The 19336-nt window shown below is 52.9% G+C and carries 18 protein-coding genes; 12 read left to right on the top strand and 6 right to left on the bottom strand.

Going from position 1 to position 19336, the window contains the following annotated elements:
- The first annotated feature begins 59 nt into the window (after positions 1–59).
- Positions 60–959, top strand: coding sequence for a methyltransferase domain-containing protein (locus TH30_RS16185; protein WP_114099140.1), 900 nt, complete (start codon positions 60–62; stop codon positions 957–959).
- Positions 960–974: 15 nt separating this feature from the next.
- Here TH30_RS16185 and TH30_RS16180 read toward each other — a convergent pair whose 3' ends face one another.
- Positions 975–1193, bottom strand: coding sequence for a DUF6500 family protein (locus TH30_RS16180; protein WP_114099204.1), 219 nt, complete (start codon positions 1191–1193; stop codon positions 975–977).
- 127 nt (positions 1194–1320) lie between these two features.
- Between TH30_RS16180 and sfsA the strand changes: the two genes are divergently transcribed.
- From sfsA to TH30_RS16160, 4 genes are all read left to right on the top strand, one after another.
- The gene (sfsA, locus tag TH30_RS16175) at positions 1321–2034 is read left to right on the top strand and encodes a DNA/RNA nuclease SfsA (RefSeq protein ID WP_114099139.1); all 714 of its coding nucleotides are present in this window, start codon (positions 1321–1323) and stop codon (positions 2032–2034) included.
- 115 nt (positions 2035–2149) lie between these two features.
- Complete coding sequence (gene map / locus TH30_RS16170) at positions 2150–2956, top strand: type I methionyl aminopeptidase (RefSeq protein ID WP_114099138.1); 807 nt, start codon at positions 2150–2152, stop codon at positions 2954–2956.
- 26 nt (positions 2957–2982) lie between these two features.
- Positions 2983–3843, top strand: a complete 861-nt coding sequence (gene radC, locus TH30_RS16165) for a RadC family protein (protein ID WP_114099137.1) — start codon at positions 2983–2985, stop codon at positions 3841–3843.
- A gap of 36 nt (positions 3844–3879) precedes the next feature.
- A complete protein-coding gene (locus tag TH30_RS16160; protein ID WP_114099136.1) occupies positions 3880–4308 on the top strand; it encodes a VOC family protein in 429 nt (142 codons plus the stop codon).
- A gap of 77 nt (positions 4309–4385) precedes the next feature.
- Here the strand turns inward: TH30_RS16160 and TH30_RS16155 are convergent, their stop codons facing one another.
- The 3 genes from TH30_RS16155 to TH30_RS16145 all read right to left on the bottom strand — a co-directional run bounded on the left by TH30_RS16155 (position 4386) and on the right by TH30_RS16145 (position 7839).
- On the bottom strand, positions 4386–5240 hold the full coding sequence (locus TH30_RS16155; protein ID WP_258548755.1) for a MipA/OmpV family protein: 855 nt from the start codon (positions 5238–5240) through the stop codon (positions 4386–4388).
- 126 nt (positions 5241–5366) lie between these two features.
- Positions 5367–6593, bottom strand: a complete 1227-nt coding sequence (locus tag TH30_RS16150) for an AraC family transcriptional regulator (protein WP_114099134.1) — start codon at positions 6591–6593, stop codon at positions 5367–5369.
- Positions 6594–6615: 22 nt separating this feature from the next.
- On the bottom strand, positions 6616–7839 hold the full coding sequence (locus TH30_RS16145) for an AraC family transcriptional regulator (protein WP_114099133.1): 1224 nt from the start codon (positions 7837–7839) through the stop codon (positions 6616–6618).
- Positions 7840–8327: 488 nt separating this feature from the next.
- Between TH30_RS16145 and TH30_RS16140 the strand changes: the two genes are divergently transcribed.
- The 5 genes from TH30_RS16140 to TH30_RS16120 all read left to right on the top strand — a co-directional run bounded on the left by TH30_RS16140 (position 8328) and on the right by TH30_RS16120 (position 13878).
- Positions 8328–9962 carry a peptide ABC transporter substrate-binding protein gene (locus TH30_RS16140; protein ID WP_114099132.1) on the top strand — a complete coding sequence of 545 codons (1635 nt, stop codon included), beginning with the start codon at positions 8328–8330 and terminating at the stop codon, positions 9960–9962.
- A gap of 78 nt (positions 9963–10040) precedes the next feature.
- Entirely contained in the window at positions 10041–10964 is a 924-nt protein-coding gene (gene oppB / locus TH30_RS16135; protein WP_114099131.1) for an oligopeptide ABC transporter permease OppB, read from the top strand.
- The gene (locus TH30_RS16130; RefSeq protein WP_114099130.1) at positions 10964–11872 is read left to right on the top strand and encodes an ABC transporter permease subunit; all 909 of its coding nucleotides are present in this window, start codon (positions 10964–10966) and stop codon (positions 11870–11872) included. Before oppB ends, TH30_RS16130 begins: the two co-directional genes overlap by 1 nt.
- Before the next feature lie 18 nt (positions 11873–11890).
- Positions 11891–12865, top strand: coding sequence for an ABC transporter ATP-binding protein (locus TH30_RS16125; protein WP_114099129.1), 975 nt, complete (start codon positions 11891–11893; stop codon positions 12863–12865).
- The gene (locus tag TH30_RS16120) at positions 12862–13878 is read left to right on the top strand and encodes an ABC transporter ATP-binding protein (RefSeq protein WP_309471226.1); all 1017 of its coding nucleotides are present in this window, start codon (positions 12862–12864) and stop codon (positions 13876–13878) included. Before TH30_RS16125 ends, TH30_RS16120 begins: the two co-directional genes overlap by 4 nt.
- Positions 13879–13965: 87 nt before the next feature.
- Here TH30_RS16120 and TH30_RS16115 read toward each other — a convergent pair whose 3' ends face one another.
- Complete coding sequence (locus TH30_RS16115; RefSeq protein ID WP_114099128.1) at positions 13966–15720, bottom strand: GAF and HD-GYP domain-containing protein; 1755 nt, start codon at positions 15718–15720, stop codon at positions 13966–13968.
- A 290-nt stretch (positions 15721–16010) separates the two neighbouring features.
- Between TH30_RS16115 and purB the strand changes: the two genes are divergently transcribed.
- Positions 16011–17321: an adenylosuccinate lyase gene (purB, locus tag TH30_RS16110; protein WP_114099202.1), complete on the top strand. Its 1311-nt coding sequence runs from the start codon at positions 16011–16013 to the stop codon at positions 17319–17321.
- A gap of 64 nt (positions 17322–17385) precedes the next feature.
- Here purB and TH30_RS16105 read toward each other — a convergent pair whose 3' ends face one another.
- On the bottom strand, positions 17386–18294 hold the full coding sequence (locus TH30_RS16105; RefSeq protein ID WP_114099127.1) for a LysR substrate-binding domain-containing protein: 909 nt from the start codon (positions 18292–18294) through the stop codon (positions 17386–17388).
- 98 nt (positions 18295–18392) lie between these two features.
- Between TH30_RS16105 and TH30_RS16100 the strand changes: the two genes are divergently transcribed.
- Positions 18393–19334 carry a DMT family transporter gene (locus tag TH30_RS16100; protein ID WP_114099126.1) on the top strand — a complete coding sequence of 314 codons (942 nt, stop codon included), beginning with the start codon at positions 18393–18395 and terminating at the stop codon, positions 19332–19334.
- The last annotated feature ends 2 nt before the right edge of the window (positions 19335–19336 follow it).

Here is a 19336-nt window from a genome sequence, read left to right as displayed (position 1 = left end):
CAAGACGCTCTATCTAGGTCGTAACATCTATAACGACTTTTGCCGGAGCATCCCGCCCGATGGCCGATCCGATCACTGTCTTTGATCGACAGATTCTGAAACTGCGCCGTGATCGCGCAGCAACAAAGGCACAGGATTACAACTTCCTGTTTGCCGAAACCGCCGAACGGCTTGCCGACCGGCTTGACGATACCACCCGCAAATTCCCGCTGGCTGTTGACCTTGGATGTCACAGTGGCGAACTTGGCCGGATCATTGGCAAGCGCGGCGGCATCGAAACCTTTTACCAGTCCGATATCTCGGCTCGTTACGCCCAAAGTGCGCACGCCAGCAACGGCAAAGCCACCCTTGTCGCAGACGAGGAATTCTTGCCCTTTGCCGAGGGTTCGCTTGATCTGATCCTGTCCAACTTGTCGCTTCACTGGGTCAACGACCTTCCGGGTATGCTACTGCAGGCCCGCCGCGCGCTTAAACCCGACGGGCTGCTTTTGGCCTGCATGCTGGGCGGCGATACTTTGCGTGATCTGCGCGAAGCCTTGATGACCGCCGAGGCCGAGGAAGAAGGTGGCGTATCACCGCGTGTTTCACCGTTTGTCGATGTGAAAGATGCCGGTGCGTTGCTTCAGCGCAGTGGTTTTGCCCTGCCCGTCGTCGATGCCGATGACATCACCATTGATTATCCCGATGCGCTTAAACTGATGCGCGATCTGTCGGGGATGGGTGAAAGCAACCTGATTGCCAAGCGATCAAAGAAATTCACCAAACGCAGCACCCTTGCCCGCGCAGCGGCGATCTATCACGAACGCCATGCGCGCGCTGATGGCCGCATCCATGCCAAGTTTCAGGTGATCTATCTGACCGCCTGGGCCCCTGACGAAAGCCAGCCCAAACCGCTCCGCCGTGGATCGGGTCAGGTCAGTCTGGTTGATTTCCTTGGCGATGACGCCAAAAAACAATAGGGCCTGTTTGGCGGGCTATTTGCCCGCCAGTACCATCTCGCGGATTTTGGTCGCCTTTTCGAAATGATCAAGCTGGTGGGTTGCGATCCACCAGGTTGCGGCCTCCATCAAAAGCCCCGGATCATCATTACGATTGGCAAAGAACGCATAGAATGACAGGCCGACATCCGGTCCCTTTTGCGTGATTTTTCGATCACAAACGGCAATGATTTTGTCGCGCAGGCTTTGACGCATGATGGCTCCGATAAAAACCGATTGGGTGCAAGGGGTTGATATATGACCGGTTTGTCGCAAAATTGGCACCCTGATCGCGATCATCACATGACAGTTTCTGTCAGGACAGAATTCCGAAAGGCTCGACATGCAACTTCCCCAGCCCCTGATCCATGGCAGACTGATCAAGCGTTACAAGCGTTTTCTGGCGGATATCGAACTTGATAATGGCGAGATGATCACAGCCCATTGCGCCAATCCGGGCGGGATGATCGGCCTTAAGGAACCGGGCATTGATGTCTGGCTGTCAAAATCGGACAACCCCAAACGCAAACTCAAATACAGTTGGGAGCTGTGCCAGATTGGTGATGCATGGATCGGGATCAATACCGCCCATCCCAATGCCATCGTCGAGGAAGCGATCCTTGCGGGCAAGGTGCCGGAACTGTCGGGTTATGAAAACCTGAAACGCGAAGTCAAATATGGCAAGAATTCGCGGATCGATATTCTGCTCTCTGATCCCGAGCGCGGACTTTGCTATGTCGAGGTCAAAAACGTGCATCTGAAACGCGATGAAGATGTACCCGGCCTTGCCGAATTCCCTGATGCCGTCACCGCACGCGGGGCCAAACATCTTGATGAAATGGCAGATATGGTTGCCGAGGGGCATCGGGCGGTGATGTTTTACCTGATCCAGCGGACCGATTGTGACCGCTTTACGCTTTCGACCGATATCGACCCGCATTATGGCGAACGGTTCAGGGCCGCACGTGCCCACGGGGTCGAGGCAATTGCCTATGACTGTTCGATTGATACCAGTGCGGTGACCGTGCGGTCGGCCTTGCCGATCACCGGTCTTTAGAATTCAGGTCCCAAATCCCCGCATATCAGCCAATCCTTGCCAATCCCGGCGTCTGGCTTTATGTCATTGGGCTATAAAACACAGATATACCTCGCTGAGATTAAGGAGATTTCGGGTGGCGAACGGAACAGTCAAACTTCACGGCCCCGAAGCATTTGAAGGCATGCGCGCCGCCGGACGGCTGGCAGCGGAAGTGCTTGATATGATTACCCCACATGTGGTGCCGGGTGTGACCACGGGTGAACTTGATCGCCTGTGTGATGAATATATTCGTGATCACAATGCGATTTCAGCCTGCCTTGGCTATCGCGGATTTCCGAAATCCATCTGTACGTCGATCAACCATGTGGTCTGTCACGGTATTCCCGGTGACAAGAAACTGGCCAATGGCGACATCATGAATATCGATGTCACGGTCATTCTTGATGGCTGGTACGGCGATACATCACGCATGTATATCGCAGGCACGCCCAAAGTCATGGCGCAGCGTCTTGTCGATGTGACCTATGAGTCGCTTTGGCGCGGGATCAATGCGGTCAAGCCGGGCGCGACCCTTGGCGATATTGGTCATGCCATCCAGTCCTATGCCGAGAGCGAGCGTTTTTCGGTCGTGCGTGATTTCTGTGGTCACGGTCTTGGTCAGGTGTTCCATGATGCCCCGAATATCCTGCATTACGGCAAGCCGGGCGAAGGTCTGGTTCTTGAACCGGGCATGATTTTTACGATTGAACCGATGATCAATCAGGGAACCTATGCGTGTAAAATTTTGCCAGATGGCTGGACAGCCGTAACGCGAGACCGCAAACTGTCTGCACAGTTTGAACATTCGCTCGGCGTGACGGATGACGGGTTTGAAATCTTTACCCGCTCGCCCGCCGGTCTGGACAAGCCGCCCTATAACCTGCCCGCCGCGGCAGAATAAACAAGGGCCAAACGGGGGAAGCAGAATTGAGCGAAACCGAAGATCGCAAACCTGCTTCCGCCCCGAACAACCCCACTCCATCTGAAATTGATGACGGCACGCGGGTCTTTTTTGATCAGACCCGCGACCATCTGGCATCGGGCACATCGCCCATCGCAGACACCCGAAGCGCGCCAAAGGGTGGCGATGCCCCATCAACATCGTCCAAGACGGCAAAACCCCACTATCACGGCCATCGTCAACGCCTGCGCGAACGCTTTATCAAGGGTGGATCGGATGCATTGGCCGATTACGAACTTCTGGAACTGATGCTGTGCATGGCAATGCCACGCGGTGACGTCAAACCGCTGGCGAAATCGCTGATTGCGCAATTCGGAAGCTTTGCCAACGTTCTGGCCGCCCGCCCCGAAGACCTGCAAAGCGCCAAAGGGCTTGGTGACGCAGGGATAGCTGCGATCAAGATCGCCGAGGCCAGCGCACGGCATTTATCGCGCGAACGGGCAATGGAATTACCGGTAATTGCCAGCTGGGAACAGCTGATTGATTACTGCCGGGTTCGGATCGGGCACCTTAAGACCGAAGAACTGCATTTGCTGTTTCTTGATCGCAAGAACCGGTTGATCGCCGATGAATGCCATCAACGCGGCACCGTCGACCATACGCCGGTTTATCCGCGCGAAGTCATCAAGCGCGCCCTTGAACTTCATGCCTCTGCCCTGATTCTGGTGCATAACCATCCAAGTGGCGATGCCACGCCATCCAAGGGCGATATCGACATGACCCGCAAGATTGTAGATGCCGCAAAGGCGATGGAAATCACGGTGCATGATCACATCATCATCAGTCATGCAGGATATAATTCGTTCAAGACGCTTGGATTGATATAACCCGCCCCTCCATTTCATCATTTGCCGGAAAACACCATGCCCCATATCGGTTTGTTCACGCTGGTCGTGCGCGACTATGACGAAGCCATCGCTTTTTACACGGACAAGGTCGGATTTGATCTGATTGAAGACAGCGACATGGGCGGCGGCAAACGCTGGGTCGTTATTGCCCCAAAAGGGGCGATTGAAACCCGCATTTTGCTTGCTCAGGCAAGCAATGAGGATCAAACCAAGGCCGTTGGTAATCAAACCGGAGGGCGGGTTGGCTTTTTCCTGAACACCGATGATTTTGCGCGCGATCATGCCCGCATGACAGCCGCTGGCGTGATGTTTCTGGAACAACCACGATATGAACCATATGGCACGGTCGCAGTGTTTGAAGACCTGTACGGTAACAAGTGGGATCTGCTTGAACAGGCAACCCGCCAGGAAACCAAAAAGATACGTGGGCCCGTCGACGAATAGGATGAGACAAGCCCACGCCGATGCAACTACGGCACATCGGAAAGTGTGGGGTTAGATGAAAGAGACCTTGTTAGTCCCTAGAAGCTGTAGACAAGACCGATACCGGCACTGAAAACATAGTCTTCATCAATGATCGGGCTATCGGTGTACTGGTCTGGCAGATACTGGAAACCATGCGTTCCAATCAGCATGATTTGTTCTGTCAGCGGATAGGTAACCGTAAAGTCGATATGCGGGATGAAAGCAGCATCGGGCGCATAATAAGCCCGGTCGCTGCGGACTTCCTTGCGGCGGACACCAACCATGTAATCAACAAGTTTGTCACTTTGCCAGGTGACACCTCCGCCCCAGCTGAAACCTACGTCCCCCCATTGTTCCGGCACAACATAAGACATATCGACCTGATGACCATCATGGGCATCGTTCACATCTGTGAGATAGTTGGTAATCAACGAACCGCGCCAGATATCGGCCGAAAAACCAATACCGGCCTCAAACGCCATGTCCCGTTCTTCCATCCCGCGCAAATAATTGCCATCGCCATTATCAAACGGTTCCATCCGCAGCGCCCCGATCACCGATGCGCTAAAGACGTCGTTTTTAAAGAATTTGATGTCGATCCCGTCCACACCGATATGCATACGTTCAGAATCATATGCGACAATCGGCAACAGCCCCAATTCAACATCATCGGTCCCGCGATACGGATTGTTTGATACGCCACCAAATGCACCGACCTGCCAGTTTCCACCAAACCACGGATCAAGAGCATCGCCGGTTTTCGGATTGACCTGATCACGGAGAGTTTCTTTTTTAGCCTGCTGAGCCTGCGCAGGAGACATAAACAAAATCAGGAGTGCGGTCAGGCATAACGTCACGCCCGCAAACAGCATACTGTTCCCGGCACGATGCAAAACGTAATTCTCAGACATCTATTTAAACACCATGAAATGAAAAGGTGCACATAACCTGCCTGAATACGAATTACCTGGCGTCCGGCTCTATAACATCGAACCGGACAGAGCGGCGACCATGGTACGAATGATCATTCGTACCATTCAATCATCTGATTTATTTGAGTTTTCGGCGCGATAGGCGCTTGGTGTCTTGCCAGTAATTTTCTTGAAGGCAAGATTGAAAGTCGACTTGGAATTAAAGCCAACACTGGTTGCGATATCGAGAATAGTGCGATCCGGCTCATCAATCAGAAGCTTTGATGCCTCGTTGGTGCGCGCTTCATTGATAAAGTCAAAGAAGCTTTTGCCTAGGTGCTGATTAAGCACATAGGACAACTGATTGGGTGTGACTGCAATTGCGCTGGCCAGTTTCGGCATTGATAACAATGGATCAAACAACATGTCGGTTTCGGTCACGACCCTACTCAATCGATCCCGAATACGTAAAACATCCTCGTCTTCCAACAGTGATTTCGCATTGTTGCCATCTTCCGACGCCTGTCCCCTGCTTTCCGAACTTCCAGAATGCAGGCCATTTTCCTCAAAGCTGATAGCCTCCTGCCATTCAGCTTGGACAAACAATGCAGGCGAAGATGCCATCAAATGGCACATGCGGAAGAATACCGCCGCAAAGCTACCCTGAACGATTGTTGTCAGCCAGGTACCGTCGGCAATGAATATGTCGATGATTGATGTCACAACAAAGATGACAAAAATTGCGGTAATTCCGATCAGGATTTCTTGCGTCCAGCGGCGCAAGGCCGCTTGATCCGCGCCAAGCTGTTCGCTGGCTTGGCGCAAGTATACCAGCGCCACTTTCCAGATCTTGGGCATATAGAAAAAAAGCTGAATGAAGAGTGAGGCAAACACAGCCAAAAGCGGGATCGACAGCCAAAGGTCGTCTTCGATCGCAATGTCTACTTCGACATCGTTGTCATGAAAGATTTCCGGCATATAGTCCCGGAACAAAATCCAAACAACCATGGTTGCCGCAAACAGAACCGGCACAACAATCAGAAAATGATAGATCGGCTTGCGGACCGGACGATCAGCGATTTCACAAAAATAAAGATAGATTGACGGCACAAAGATAAAGGTCGCCGCCATAAAGACCGGAGCCATAGCAAGAAGCAGCTTTGCATCAAGCAGGACATCGGTGATGTCTTCGATAAAGCTCAGGCACGCAGTGAGGGCAAAAACCATCAGCCAGCGGTTCGCGCGAAATGCTCTTTTGCCCTCTTGACGCAAAAGCGAAATCAAAAAACCGGCCTGTGCCAACCCGACAACGGCAATCACCATCAAAACAAGTTTGGGGTTTTCGGTCACCATTCTGACAGGTCCAGTTTCGAGATCATGGGGCGGAAGTACCGGTTGTTACAACCGTCTGGAGATTTGCACCATCCGCCGGGCAGCTGTTTTTCCGGTCGGAAGAATTATGCACGCGATAGGTACTGGGTGTCATACCCGTTACACGCTTAAAGGCAAGATTGAAAGTCGATTTGGAGTTAAAGCCGACCTCGGTTGCAATATCAAGAATTGTCCGATCAGGCTCGGAACATAAAAGCCGGGCAGCTTTGTGAACACGCACGGAGTTCACATATTCAAAGAATGATTGCCCAAGTACGTTATTGAGCGTGTACGACAACTGGTTCGGCGTCACGCCAATCCGGACGGCGAGTTTTGGCATTGTCAGTAGCGGATCAAACAATAGCAGCCCTTCTGTTTCTACCTGCTTGAGCTTTTTACAAATCAGCGCGGTCTGGTCATCATCGGTCACTTGGCGTCGACCTGCGTGCGCTTTGCCGGGGAGGGTTTCGCTTCGCGCCTGACCTTTACGGAACGGCTGACTGGCCAACAGGAAATTCAGACGTAACAACACCAGAACAAAACCCAGATTGATCAGGATATTGGACCAATGCATATCGCGTGACGCCATTTGCAAAAGCTGCGACAGGGCGAAAGCAATCAATGCGACATGCAAGCACAGCACAACACCATTGGCCCAACGCCTTCGTGACAGGCTTTCCGGATCGCCATTATTCTTAAGCGTCCGGGCATAACGATGGGCCGTACGGCTCAGCGCAATGTGATAGATGCTGACAAAAACAAACAGCCCGACAAGCAATCCGTTCGCCAGCAAACTTAGTCCGAAGTCGGTCTCAAACGTGATTTGGAGGGGAGCCCCCTCAATCAGTTCTTCACCATAGCGGACAAATACCATCGCGATCAGAACACCAACCACAAGGCAGGCAGCCGTCACTGGAAGGAAATGGCGCCAGGGACGGTCTGGCACATCCCCCGACATTTCGCGGAAATAAAGATAAACCGCCGGTGCGAGCGCGAAATAGGCACTAAACAGAAATGGTTCGAGCAACAGTGCAGCCGCAGTACCGCCAAGCTGCAAAATCACCCCGCGCGCAAAGGACAGGGACAGAGCCAAAAGGAAAATTCCCATCCAGCGATTGGTGTGCCAGGCACTCGCACCTTCGTTGCGCAGAACCATGAACAGAAATCCCGCCTGCACCACCCCGGTCACGGAAATCACGAATGACAGGATATCAATGGTTTCAGACATCTTGGACGGTGCCGTTCCACAGTTGGACTTACCAATACGCAGTAACCCGTATCGTGTGGCGGTTTGTTTCTCAATGGATATTTGCCGCCATCACGGTTTATTCATGGTGCCAAGGATCGATTTCGGCATTGGATTTTGATGAAGATCCCGACTTATTCGAATCGCGTCAATGTCCGAAAAACCCTTAAATGTGAAATACTTCACAGGAAACCTGCAACCATTAGGCGCAGTATGGTCGCTGAAACGGCAAGTAGGTCAAAAATCTGCGCGCGTATCGCAACGCAACAAAACCGTAGAAAATTGGTCTATTTTGCGATCACTTGCAAATTTACACCTAAAAACCATCAAAACAACGCAAATATCGACCAATTGCGACAATTTCGCGAAATCCTACTTGAAGTTGACGGAATGCGGCCTCAGTATTTTTGCGTACGTACTTTCAGGGAGTAGGTACGAACAAATCATAACCAACAAGGGAGACATCACACATGTCAGACAACACGAAGACCAAAAAGGGTCTCGTGAACGGGTTGCTGAAATCCTCACGCGCCTTTGTTCTTGGTACTGCCTTGATCGCCGGTTCCATGACCATGCTGTCGAGCACCCATGCGCAAGCAGAGAAAATCCTGCGCATCGGCAATGACGGCGAACCGCAATCCATGGATCCGCATTTCATTTCCACGGTTCAGACCAGCCGTATCTCCGATGATATGTCGCTTGGCCTTCTGACCTATGGCCCGGATGGACAGCCGGTGCCAGGTGCGGCAGAAAGCTGGACAGTTTCCGAAGACGGCAAGACCTATACGTTCAAAATCCGTAACCATAACTGGTCGGACGGAACACCGGTTACAGCACAGGATTTCATCGCGGGCTGGGAACGCCTGCTTGATCCGGAACTTGGTGCAGAATACGCATCACTTCTTTACATCATCGAAGGTGCCGAGGCCGTTAACACCGGCAAGGAAGGTGCAAAAATTGGTGCACGTGCGATTGACGACCATACCCTTGAAGTCAAACTGACAGCACCCGCCCCCTATTTCCTTGCACAGCTGACCCACCAGACCGCATTTGCCATTCCCCGTCATGTCGTTGAAAAATACGGCAAGGACTGGGTAAAGCCGGAAAACATCGTGGTTAACGGCGCTTACAAACTGGTCGAATGGCTGCCGAACGTTCACACCAAACTGGTCAAGAACGAAGAATTCTATGATGCCGCAAATGTTCCGATCGACGAGGTGGTCTATTACACCTACGAAGATCGCACCGCGATGCAGAACCGTTTCCGCGCCAGTGAACTTGATGTTGCGCGTGACATCGCATCCGAACAGATTTCATGGCTGCGCGACAATCTGGCTGACAGCCTGCGCATCGCACCATATGCCGGCATCTATTACTATGCCATCCGCACCGATAAGGACAAATTCAAGGATGTCCGTGTTCGCAAGGCACTGTCACTTGCGCTGAACCGTGAAGCCATCACCGATGCTGTCCTTAAGACCGGCGAACTTCCGGCCTATTCCTTTGTTCCGCCGGGAACCGGCAACTACACCGAACCGGCTTACGTTTCGTGGAAAGACCTGCCTTATGCAGAAAAGCTTGCTGATGCCAAAAAACTGATGGCAGAGGCCGGTTATGGTCCGGACAATCCCCTGAAATTCACGCTGCGTTACAATACCTCGGAAAACCATAAACGTATCGCGATTGCGGCACAGAACATGTGGAAACAGATCGGCGTTGAGGCAGAATTGTTCAACTCCGAAGGCAAAATCCACTATGCCGACCTGAAAGTAGGTGACTTCGAAGTTGCCCGCGCAGGCTGGATTGCTGACTATAACGATGCGCAGAACTTCCTTTTCCTTGGTGAAGAGCGCACCGGTCCGCTGAACTATGCTTCCTTTGACAACCCGCGTTACAACGAGTTGATGCTGGCTGCTGAAAACGAGGGCGACCTGAAAAAACGCGCTGATCTGATGCATCAGGCAGAAGCCATCATGATGGAAGCCCAGCCCTACATCCCCATTTACTACTATGTCTCGAAACAGCTCGTCTCTCCGAAGATCAAGGGCTGGATCGATAATGCCCCGGATCGTCACCTGACCCGCTGGCTCGACATTGCTGAGTAAACCCTGATGTCGTGTCGCAGGCTGCGCGGTTTTCCTCCCACCCGCAGCCTGTGACCACCCCGGGGATGAGAGAGAATTATGTTATCTTATGCCATTCGGCGCCTGTTGATCGCGATACCGACCTTGTTCATCGTGATCACGGTGGCCTTTTTCATGATGCGCATTGCACCAGGCGGACCGTTCGACCAGGAACGCGCACTTCCGCCGGAAATCGAAAAAAACATCAAGGCGGCCTATGATCTTGATAAGCCGCTGATCGAACAATACGCCATCTATATCGGCAAACTGTTTCAGGGTGACTTTGGCCCGTCAATCAAGATACGCGACTTTTCGGTTGCAGAACTGATCATGGCCGGTGCGCCCGCATCCATGCAGCTTGGCCTGACGGCAATCGCCATTGCGCTTGTTTTCGGGGTCGGATTTGGCACCTATGCTGCCCTTCGACAAAATAGCGCAGTTGATTTCGCCGTCATGGGCATTGCCATGATCGGCATCGCCATTCCGAACTTTGTCATGGCACCGCTTTTGTCGCTGGTGTTCGGATTGTATCTTTCGATCCTGCCGACGGCCGGATGGGGGGATGGTGAAATCCAGTACAAGATCCTGCCGATCATTGCCCTTGCCCTGCCGCAGATCGCCTATATCGCACGTCTTACACGCGGATCAATGGTCGAGGTTCTGCATTCCAACTATATCCGCACTGCACGCGCCAAGGGATTGCGTGAAAAGCTTGTGGTCAACCGACATGCCATCAAGGGTGCGCTTTTGCCTGTTGTTTCCTATCTTGGACCGGCTACAGCAGCTGTCATGACCGGTTCGGTCGTGATCGAGAGCATCTTTGGTGTCCCCGGCATTGGCACCTATTTCATCAAGGCAGCATTGAACCGCGACTACCCGCTCGTCATGGGTGTGGTCATCGTCTATGCGGTGATGATCATCATGCTGAATTTCCTGGTCGATATGGTTTACGGCCTTCTTGATCCAAAATTGAAGTCAAACTGATGATGAATAAATCTGAAAAGACAGCAATGCTGGAAGCTGCGGGCGCGCCTGTGGAAATCGAGGGCCGCAGCCTGTGGCGCGATGCCCGCATTCGCCTGTTTCGAAACAAGGCCGCCGTCGGATCGATGATCATTCTGGGCATCATCACGCTTCTGGCTGTTTTTGCACCGCTTTTGAGCCCCTATGCCTATGACCAGATCGACTGGGGCTATATTCAGGAAGGCCCGAACTGGGAAAACGGCCATATCTTTGGAACGGACGGCAATGGCCGTGACCTGTTTATCCGTGTTCTTTTTGGCGCACGCGTATCGCTTGCGGTCGGGTTACTTGCAACATCGGTCTCGCTGGTCATCGGCGTGACCTATGGGGCGGTCGCCGGTTTCTTTGGCGGCAAAATCGACAACATCATGATGCGCTTTGTCGATGTGCTTTATTCCCTGCCCTTCATGTTCTTTGTGATCATGTTGATGGTGGTATTTGGCCGAAACATCTTTCTGATCTTTGTTGCACTTGGTGCAGTTGAATGGCTGACCATGGCGCGTATTGTACGCGGCCAGACCCTTTCACTGCGCAGACGTGAATTTATCGAGGCAGCCCACGCAACCGGCGTGTCGAACTTCAAGATTATTTTCCGCCATATCATCCCCAACGTGCTTGGCCCGGTCATTGTCTATATGACGCTGACCATCCCGCAGGTCATCCTGACTGAAAGCTTCCTGTCCTTCCTTGGGCTGGGCGTTCAGGAGCCACTGACCAGTTGGGGCGTTCTGATTTCCGAAGGGGCCAAGGTGATCGAGGCATCCACATGGATGCTGATTTACCCGGCTGTGTTCCTGGCACTCACCCTGTTCTGTTTCAACTTCATCGGTGACGGTCTGCGCGACGCGCTTGATCCGAAGGACAGGTAAGGCAGCAAGGACAATATCATGACAACCAATCACATTCTGACTGTCGAGAACCTGACAACCCGCTTCCAGACACCCGATGGCGAGGTCGAGGCAGTGAACAATGTCAATTTCCATATTGATCCGGGCGAAACACTGGGCGTGGTCGGTGAATCCGGTTCCGGCAAAACGCAAATTTTCCTGTCCCTGATGGGGCTTCTGGCCAAGAACGGATCGTCAAGCGGATCGGTGCGCTACAAGGATACGGAAATCCTGAATTTGCCCGCGCGCGAGCTGAATAAAATTCGCGGTGTTTCGATGTCGATGATCTTTCAGGATCCGATGACATCACTGAACCCGTATCTGAAAATCTCGAAACAGATGACCGAGGTTCTGGTCGAACACCGCGGCATGTCCGAGGCCGAGGCACTCAAACGAGCCATTGCCATGCTTGATCGTGTAGGCATTCCCGGCGCGGCCCAGCGCGTTCACATGTACCCACATGAATTTTCTGGCGGCATGCGTCAGCGCGTCATGATTGCCATGGCACTGTTGTGCGATCCGGAAGTTCTGATTGCCGATGAACCGACCACCGCCCTTGATGTTACTGTTCAGGCGCAAATTCTTGACCTGCTCCGTGATCTTCAAAAGGATTTCAACACCGCCACCGTCATGATCACCCATGATCTGGGCGTGGTAGCCGGATTGTGTGACCGGGTGATGGTGATGTATGGCGGGCGCGTCGTCGAAACCGGGGCGGTGCGCGACATCTATTACGACAGTCATCATCCCTATACCGAGGGGCTTTTGAAATCGATGCCACGCATCGATCATGCCAACGAAGAAAACCTGTTTGCCATTCCGGGACAACCGCCCAACTTGCAGAACCTTCCGACCGGGTGCGCCTATCAGGAACGCTGTGGCTATGTGATGGAACGTTGCAGCAAGGAACGTCCGCCGCTGAAGGCATTTGATCAGGACCGAGCAAGTGCCTGTTTCCGGGAGGACGGACAATGACCGTAATGACACCAAAATCCGGAACACAGGATACCAGTCCGATCCTTTCGGTCCGTGACCTGAAGGTTCATTTCGCCATTCCCGGCAAGGGTCTGTTTGCACCGGACCGGCAGCTTAAAGCTGTCGACGGGGTGAATTTTGATCTTTATCCGGGAGAGACACTTGGCGTTGTCGGTGAATCAGGTTGTGGTAAATCGACCCTTGGCCGTGCGATCCTGCAACTGATCGCACCTTCTGGCGGACAGGTTGCATGGCTTGGCAAAAACATTGTCGGCTCGCCCCACCGGGAGATGCAGCCATTACGCCGTGATCTTCAGATCATCTTCCAGGACCCGCTTGCCAGCCTTAATCCCCGCATGACCATTGGCGAAATTATCGCCGAACCGCTGGTCACTCACAAACCGGAACTCGGCAAGGAAGAAATCAAGGCACGGGTCAAACGCATGATGGCGCGCGTTGGGCTTTTGCCACAGATGATCAACCGCTATCCGCACGAGTTTTCCGGCGGGCAGTGTCAGCGCATCGGTATTGCACGCGCCATGATCCTTGAACCGAAACTGATTGTCTGTGACGAACCGGTATCGGCCCTTGATGTTTCCATTCAGGCGCAAATCGTCAATCTGTTGCAGGAATTGCAGAGGGAATTTGACCTGTCGCTGATTTTCATCAGCCATGATTTGTCGATTGTGCGCCATATCTGCCACCGCATCATGGTGCTGTATCTTGGCAATGTCATGGAGCTGGCTGATCGCGACAACATTTATGCCAATCCAAGACACCCCTATACCAAGGCACTGATTTCAGCGGTTCCGATCCCGGACCCCGAGATCGAACGCAACAAGGAACGCATTGTCCTGACCGGTGATCTGCCAAGCCCGATATCGCCGCCATCGGGTTGCGTTTTTCGGACCCGCTGTCCTTTTGCAAAAGACAAATGTGCATCCGAAGTCCCGAAACTTGACCGGGTGTCCGACACCCAGGAAGTCGCCTGTCATTTTCATGACAGCCTTTAGATAAAAGCCACCATAACATTGCACCCTGAACTTGCCGGACCGTCCCTGTGACGGTCCTTTTTTTTGCGTATAAACTTGCGAACTGGTTCAGTTAGAGATGATGAATTGTTCGATATCGACTTCATCGCACTGTTCGGGACGCAGATATTTCAGGCCATATTCGACATAGGTGCCACTGATCAGAAACAGTTCGAACAGATCGTTATCAATCTGCCCCTTGTCGCGCATATCGGAAAGGATTGCGATACATTCGGACAGAAGCTTGGGACGTTTATAGGGTCGGTCAACGGCGGTCAGGGCCTCGAAAATATCGGCAATGACCATCACCTTTTCGAGGATTCCCATGTCATCCCCGGTCAGGCCGCGCGGATAGCCCGACCCGTCCATTTTTTCATGATGGTTGCCGGCAATTTCCGGAATGCGTTGCAGTTCGCGCGGATAGGGCAATTGTGCAAGCATATCCTGTGTGATCACGACATGATCATTAATCACCTGCCGTTCCTCGGATGTCAGGGTGCCATGCGGAACCGAAAGATTATAAAGCTCGCCACGGTTAAAGCCCTGATAGATATGATCTTCGCGGTCCATCAGAACATTTTCGACACCCGGTTCGCGCAATGATGCCAGATCAGCATCACTAAGCCGTTCGTTTTCAGCCCAGGACAATCCCAGTGTCCGGTCGAAATGGCGGGTCCATGTCAGCTCGGCAATATCATGCAGGGCATAGATTGCATCTGTATCAATCTCGGCATCCCCGATATTGGCATCGGCCACCAGCGCGAACCGGGCTTCAAGTTCTGCCACCCTGGTATTGAAATCGGCTTCGCAGACCTCCGCGTCCTCGCCCGCGAGTTTGCGTTTAAGCATGTCAATTTCGGCATCGCGCCTGAGAACTTCAAACCGGGTGCGGATTTCATGGATACGGTTATGGATGGTTTCAAGCTTGGTCGCCTTTTCGATCACATGATCAGGAGTAACGATCTTGCCGCAATCATGAAGCCATGCCGCCAGATCAAGCTCGTACCATTCCATATCGGTGAGATAGAAGTTCGAAAAGGGTCCCAGTTTGTCGTCAACGGCTGCCTGTGCCAGCATGCGGGCGATCACGGGCACGCGCGAACAATGGTCTGCGGTATGGGGCGACTTGGCGTCGATCGCATGACCAAGAACACGCACGAAACTTTCCATCAGGTCACGCTGGGCAACCAGCAGGCGACTGTTTTCAATTGCCACTGCCGCCTGACTTGCCAGCGCATTGATGATCGGCTCGATTGCCTTGTCAAAGGGAATGACATTGCCCGAATGATCCCGGGCATTGATCAATTGCAGAACACCGATCACCGTCCCGCGCGTATTTTTCAGCGGCACGGTAAGAAAGGATTTTGATCGATATCCGGTTTTGGCGTCAAAGGCGCGCGTCCCTGAAAAATCAAACCCCTTGGCGTAATAGGCATCTTCGATATTGATCGATTTACCGCTGAGCGCGACATAGGTCGCAATATTGCGATAGTTCGGACGGCCTTCACTGTCATAAAGCGGCAATGGCGGAAAGGGTTTTTCGGCTTCGCGGCCACTGACGAAAAAGGTGTTGAGCGTATCATTCATCAGAATGCGGAAATGCAGTTCGCTTTCTTCGCGATTGACAAGATAAAGCGATCCACCATCGGCATTGGTGAAGTCACGCGCAGCCATGAGAATTTTCTGGTTAAGCTCTTCACGCCCCTGTTCGGCAGAAAGTGCAATCCCCAGATCCACAAGCTTTGCCAGATGGCTCTCGTCTGTCTTGTGGCGGTCGGTCACTTCTTTATGGTGACCCTTCGCCCCGTTGGCTTCACGCGCCATGAATTTTCCGCCCACTCAACAATCAGATTGTCAGCTTACGCGTGCTGACGCGGTATCGAATAACACTGCATATATTACCTAAGTTGCTATATTTCTAACAGATCACAAGTTTTTGCCGATAAATTAGCCCTGACATCCCTGCCATACCGTCTGCAGGGTTGCCAATTGGCCCGGAATGGACTATCCGACCCGGTGAAAGCGTGCCGGCCCTATGATCGTGCAATTGATCACGCATTCCGATCATTCGCATCATCCCCCGGCGCCCAACCATTATGCCCGGAGGCGACCGCATGATCCCCCGTTATTCCCGTCCGCAGATGACCTCCATCTGGGAACCGGCGAACAAATTCCGTATCTGGTTCGAAATCGAAGCACACGCTGCTGACAAACTGGCTGAACTGGGTGTTATCCCGACTGAGTCCGCCAAGCTCGTCTGGGAAAAAGGCGACAAGCCCTATACCCAGGATCGTATTGATCGCATCGACACCGTCGAAGCCGAAGTCAAACATGACGTCATCGCGTTTCTGACCGAACTGGCCGAACAGGTCGGTGAAGAAGCACGCTTTGTTCATCAGGGCATGACCAGCTCGGACGTACTTGATACCTGCTTTAACGTGCAGCTCGTTCAGGCAACCGACATCCTGCTTGAAGATATGGACAAGCTTCTGGCCGCGCTTAAAAAGCGCGCCTATGAAACCAAAGACGTCCCCTGCATGGGTCGTTCGCACGGCATCCACGCAGAACCGGTGACCTTTGGCCTGAAGCTTGCGACCTTCTACGCTGAATTCAAACGTAACCGTGATCGTCTGGTTGTGGCGCGTGAAGAAATCGCGACCTGCGCCATTTCGGGTGCGGTTGGCACATTCGCCAATATCGATCCGAGCGTTGAAGAACATGTCGCCGCCAAGCTTGGCCTGAAACCGGAACCGGTTTCGACCCAGGTCATCCCGCGCGACCGTCATGCGGCCTATTTCGCAGCCCTTGGGGTTATCGCATCCTCGATCGAACATCTGGCAACCGAAATTCGTCACCTGCAGCGCACCGAAGTTCGCGAAGTTGAGGAATTCTTCTCCAAGGGGCAGAAAGGCTCCTCGGCGATGCCACACAAGCGTAACCCGGTTCTGACCGAAAACCTGACCGGTCTTGCCCGTCTGGTACGTTCGATGGCCATTCCGGCAATGGAAAACGTTGCCCTTTGGCATGAGCGCGATATTTCGCACAGCTCGGTTGAACGTAACATCGGTCCGGATGCGACCGTAACGCTTGATTTCGCCCTGATGCGCCTGACCAACGTTGTTGAAAACCTGGTCATCTATCCGGAACGCATGGACGAAATCCTCAACCAGATGGGTGGTCTGGTCTTCTCGCAGCGCGTGCTGCTGACCCTGACCCAATATGGTGTTTCGCGCGAAGATTCGTACCGTATCGTTCAGCGCAACGCGATGAAGGTCTGGAACCGCGAAGGCGATCTTCTGTCGCTTCTGAAAACCGACGAAGACGTCACCGCACGCATTCCGATGGACAAGCTCGAAGCCCTGTTCGACCTTGGTTACCACACCAAGCATGTCGACACGATCTTTGCCCGCGTGTTTGCCGACTAACGGCAACCCGGTTCAAAAAATCAAAGCCCCGGTCTTCTGGCCGGGGCTTTTTTTGTTGCAACAATCAATGTTTCTGACTGGTCACAAGATCGCGGGCTTCATCAAGCAACCAGTCCCTAAACAGCCGAACATGACTGCGCAATTCGCGCTTTTTGGGGTGCACCAGATAATAGCCAAGGGGCACCGTCATGACCTGATCAGGAAACAGATGGATTAGTTTTCCTTCCATCACATCTTCCTCGGTCAGAAGCGGGTTGGCAATCACCACCCCCTGATGATGAATGGCGGCTTCGATCACCATAGCGGTTTGATCAATATCGATATGCTTGATCTGTCGGCTTTGTTCCGGCGGCATATCGGCGAACGTCGCCAGCCAGTCGGCCCACCAGTGATGCTTGGTATCATTGATCAGGGTTGCACGAACCAGATCAGTCGGTGTTTCCAGCCCCAGTTCATCGCGGTAAGATGGCGCGCAATAAACTGCCGCCTGCCCGCGATACAGCAACACAGCCTCAAGACTGTCGTCATTGCCATCAAAATAGCGCACGGCAATATCAAGCCCGTCCTGATCAAAGTTTGGCTTTTCCTCGGTCGAGCCGACATGAAGGGCTGTCGTCGGATGCTTGATCAGAAACCGCGCCATGCGGGGTGAAAACCATTTGGCCGCAAAACTGGGCGGCATGGCGAAATGAACGGAATGATCCTGACGGCGGCGTAAATGGGCACTGGCGTCCGATATCTGCTGCAAGGCCGGCGCAATACGGGCGGCATAGGCCAGACCATCCTGCGTCGGCGTCACTTGCCGGACGGATCGGATGAACAGCTCAACCCCCAGCCATTCCTCAAGCTTGCGGATTTGCTGCCCGACGGCACCGGGCGTGACATTAAGTTCACTTGCCGCCAAAGCAAAGCTGTTCCGACGCAAGGCGGCCTCGAAAGCAGGCAATGATTTCAAGGGTGGATAAGACGTCATAATGCAGTTTTTCTATATCATGATGAAAATAGCATGATTTGTATAATACACTCAAAACCAGTAAATGTCGTGAAAGATCGCAATTCGGATTTTTCGGCATGAAGAAGAATGGCTATATCGTTTTCGGATTTCTCGCCCTTGTCTGGGGGCTGACCTATCTGTTTAACAAAACGGCCAGCCACTATATCACCCCGACTCAGATCGTTATGATCCGGGTGAGTATGGGCTTTCTTCCGCTGTTCCTGACTGCCTTGCTACACGGCAAGCTGAAATGGAGCCATCTGCGCCATACACATCACTTCGTGGTCATGTCGTTACTGGCTGCATCGGTTTATTATTACGCCTTCGCCAAAGGCATCGCGATATTACCATCAAGTATCGCAAGCATTCTGGCCGGAGCCATTCCATTTTTCACCTTCATTGCCGCCTTGCTGTTTCTCAAGGGTGAACCGATCAATCTGCGTTCGGTTGGTGGTCTGTTGTTGGGTTTTACCGGTATTGTAACGATTGCCCGCCCCTGGGAAGGCGTTGGCGGCGGCATTGATCTTGCGGGTGTTGTTTATATCGCGCTCGGTTCGGCCTGTGTCGGGCTGTCTTTTGTCTATGCCCGAAAGTTCATAAGCCCGCTTGGTATTTCCCCGATTGCACTATGCACTTATCAGCTTGGCTTTGCATCTGCGACCATGCTGGTGGTGGGTGACTTTGACGGGATTGATGCCATCTTTGTCAATCCGCTGGCAACGGCTGGTTTGTTTATCGGCCTTGGCCTGTTTGGCACCGGGATTGCCTATGTTTGCTATTATTATGTGGTTGAAAAGCTGGGCGCGGTCAAAGCAGCCAGTTCGACCTATATCCCCCCTGTCATCGGACTTGCCACCGGTACACTGATCCTTGGAGAGACGGTCACACTGACCGATTTGTTCGCAACATCGGTTATTCTGGTTGGCGTGATCATCATGCAGTCGGGCAGAACACCCCCTGCAACCTCCCCTGCGACTTTACAAGATGTACGGGTCCACAGCCGGCCCGAACATGCCTGAGA

This window comes from Thalassospira profundimaris, assembly GCF_003326795.1.
Taxonomy (GTDB): domain Bacteria; phylum Pseudomonadota; class Alphaproteobacteria; order Rhodospirillales; family Thalassospiraceae; genus Thalassospira; species Thalassospira profundimaris_C.
The sequence above is the reverse complement of the archived record's forward strand: the minus strand, read 5'-3'. Positions and strand labels throughout refer to the sequence as shown.

Excerpts from the sequence above, each read along its gene's own strand:
- TH30_RS16185 (WP_114099140.1), top strand. The coding sequence starts at position 60 with ATGGCCGATCCGATCACTGTCTTTGATCGACAGATTCTGAAACTGCGC.
- TH30_RS16180 (WP_114099204.1), bottom strand. The coding sequence starts at position 1,193 with ATGCGTCAAAGCCTGCGCGACAAAATCATTGCCGTTTGTGATCGAAAA.
- sfsA (WP_114099139.1), top strand. The coding sequence starts at position 1,321 with ATGCAACTTCCCCAGCCCCTGATCCATGGCAGACTGATCAAGCGTTAC.
- TH30_RS16160 (WP_114099136.1), top strand. The coding sequence starts at position 3,880 with ATGCCCCATATCGGTTTGTTCACGCTGGTCGTGCGCGACTATGACGAA.
- TH30_RS16155 (WP_258548755.1), bottom strand. The coding sequence starts at position 5,240 with ATGTCTGAGAATTACGTTTTGCATCGTGCCGGGAACAGTATGCTGTTT.
- TH30_RS16150 (WP_114099134.1), bottom strand. The coding sequence starts at position 6,593 with ATGGTGACCGAAAACCCCAAACTTGTTTTGATGGTGATTGCCGTTGTC.
- TH30_RS16145 (WP_114099133.1), bottom strand. The coding sequence starts at position 7,839 with ATGTCTGAAACCATTGATATCCTGTCATTCGTGATTTCCGTGACCGGG.
- TH30_RS16140 (WP_114099132.1), top strand. The coding sequence starts at position 8,328 with ATGTCAGACAACACGAAGACCAAAAAGGGTCTCGTGAACGGGTTGCTG.
- oppB (WP_114099131.1), top strand. The coding sequence starts at position 10,041 with ATGTTATCTTATGCCATTCGGCGCCTGTTGATCGCGATACCGACCTTG.
- TH30_RS16130 (WP_114099130.1), top strand. The coding sequence starts at position 10,964 with ATGATGAATAAATCTGAAAAGACAGCAATGCTGGAAGCTGCGGGCGCG.
- TH30_RS16125 (WP_114099129.1), top strand. The coding sequence starts at position 11,891 with ATGACAACCAATCACATTCTGACTGTCGAGAACCTGACAACCCGCTTC.
- TH30_RS16120 (WP_309471226.1), top strand. The coding sequence starts at position 12,862 with ATGACCGTAATGACACCAAAATCCGGAACACAGGATACCAGTCCGATC.
- TH30_RS16115 (WP_114099128.1), bottom strand. The coding sequence starts at position 15,720 with ATGGCGCGTGAAGCCAACGGGGCGAAGGGTCACCATAAAGAAGTGACC.
- purB (WP_114099202.1), top strand. The coding sequence starts at position 16,011 with ATGATCCCCCGTTATTCCCGTCCGCAGATGACCTCCATCTGGGAACCG.
- TH30_RS16105 (WP_114099127.1), bottom strand. The coding sequence starts at position 18,294 with ATGACGTCTTATCCACCCTTGAAATCATTGCCTGCTTTCGAGGCCGCC.
- TH30_RS16100 (WP_114099126.1), top strand. The coding sequence starts at position 18,393 with ATGAAGAAGAATGGCTATATCGTTTTCGGATTTCTCGCCCTTGTCTGG.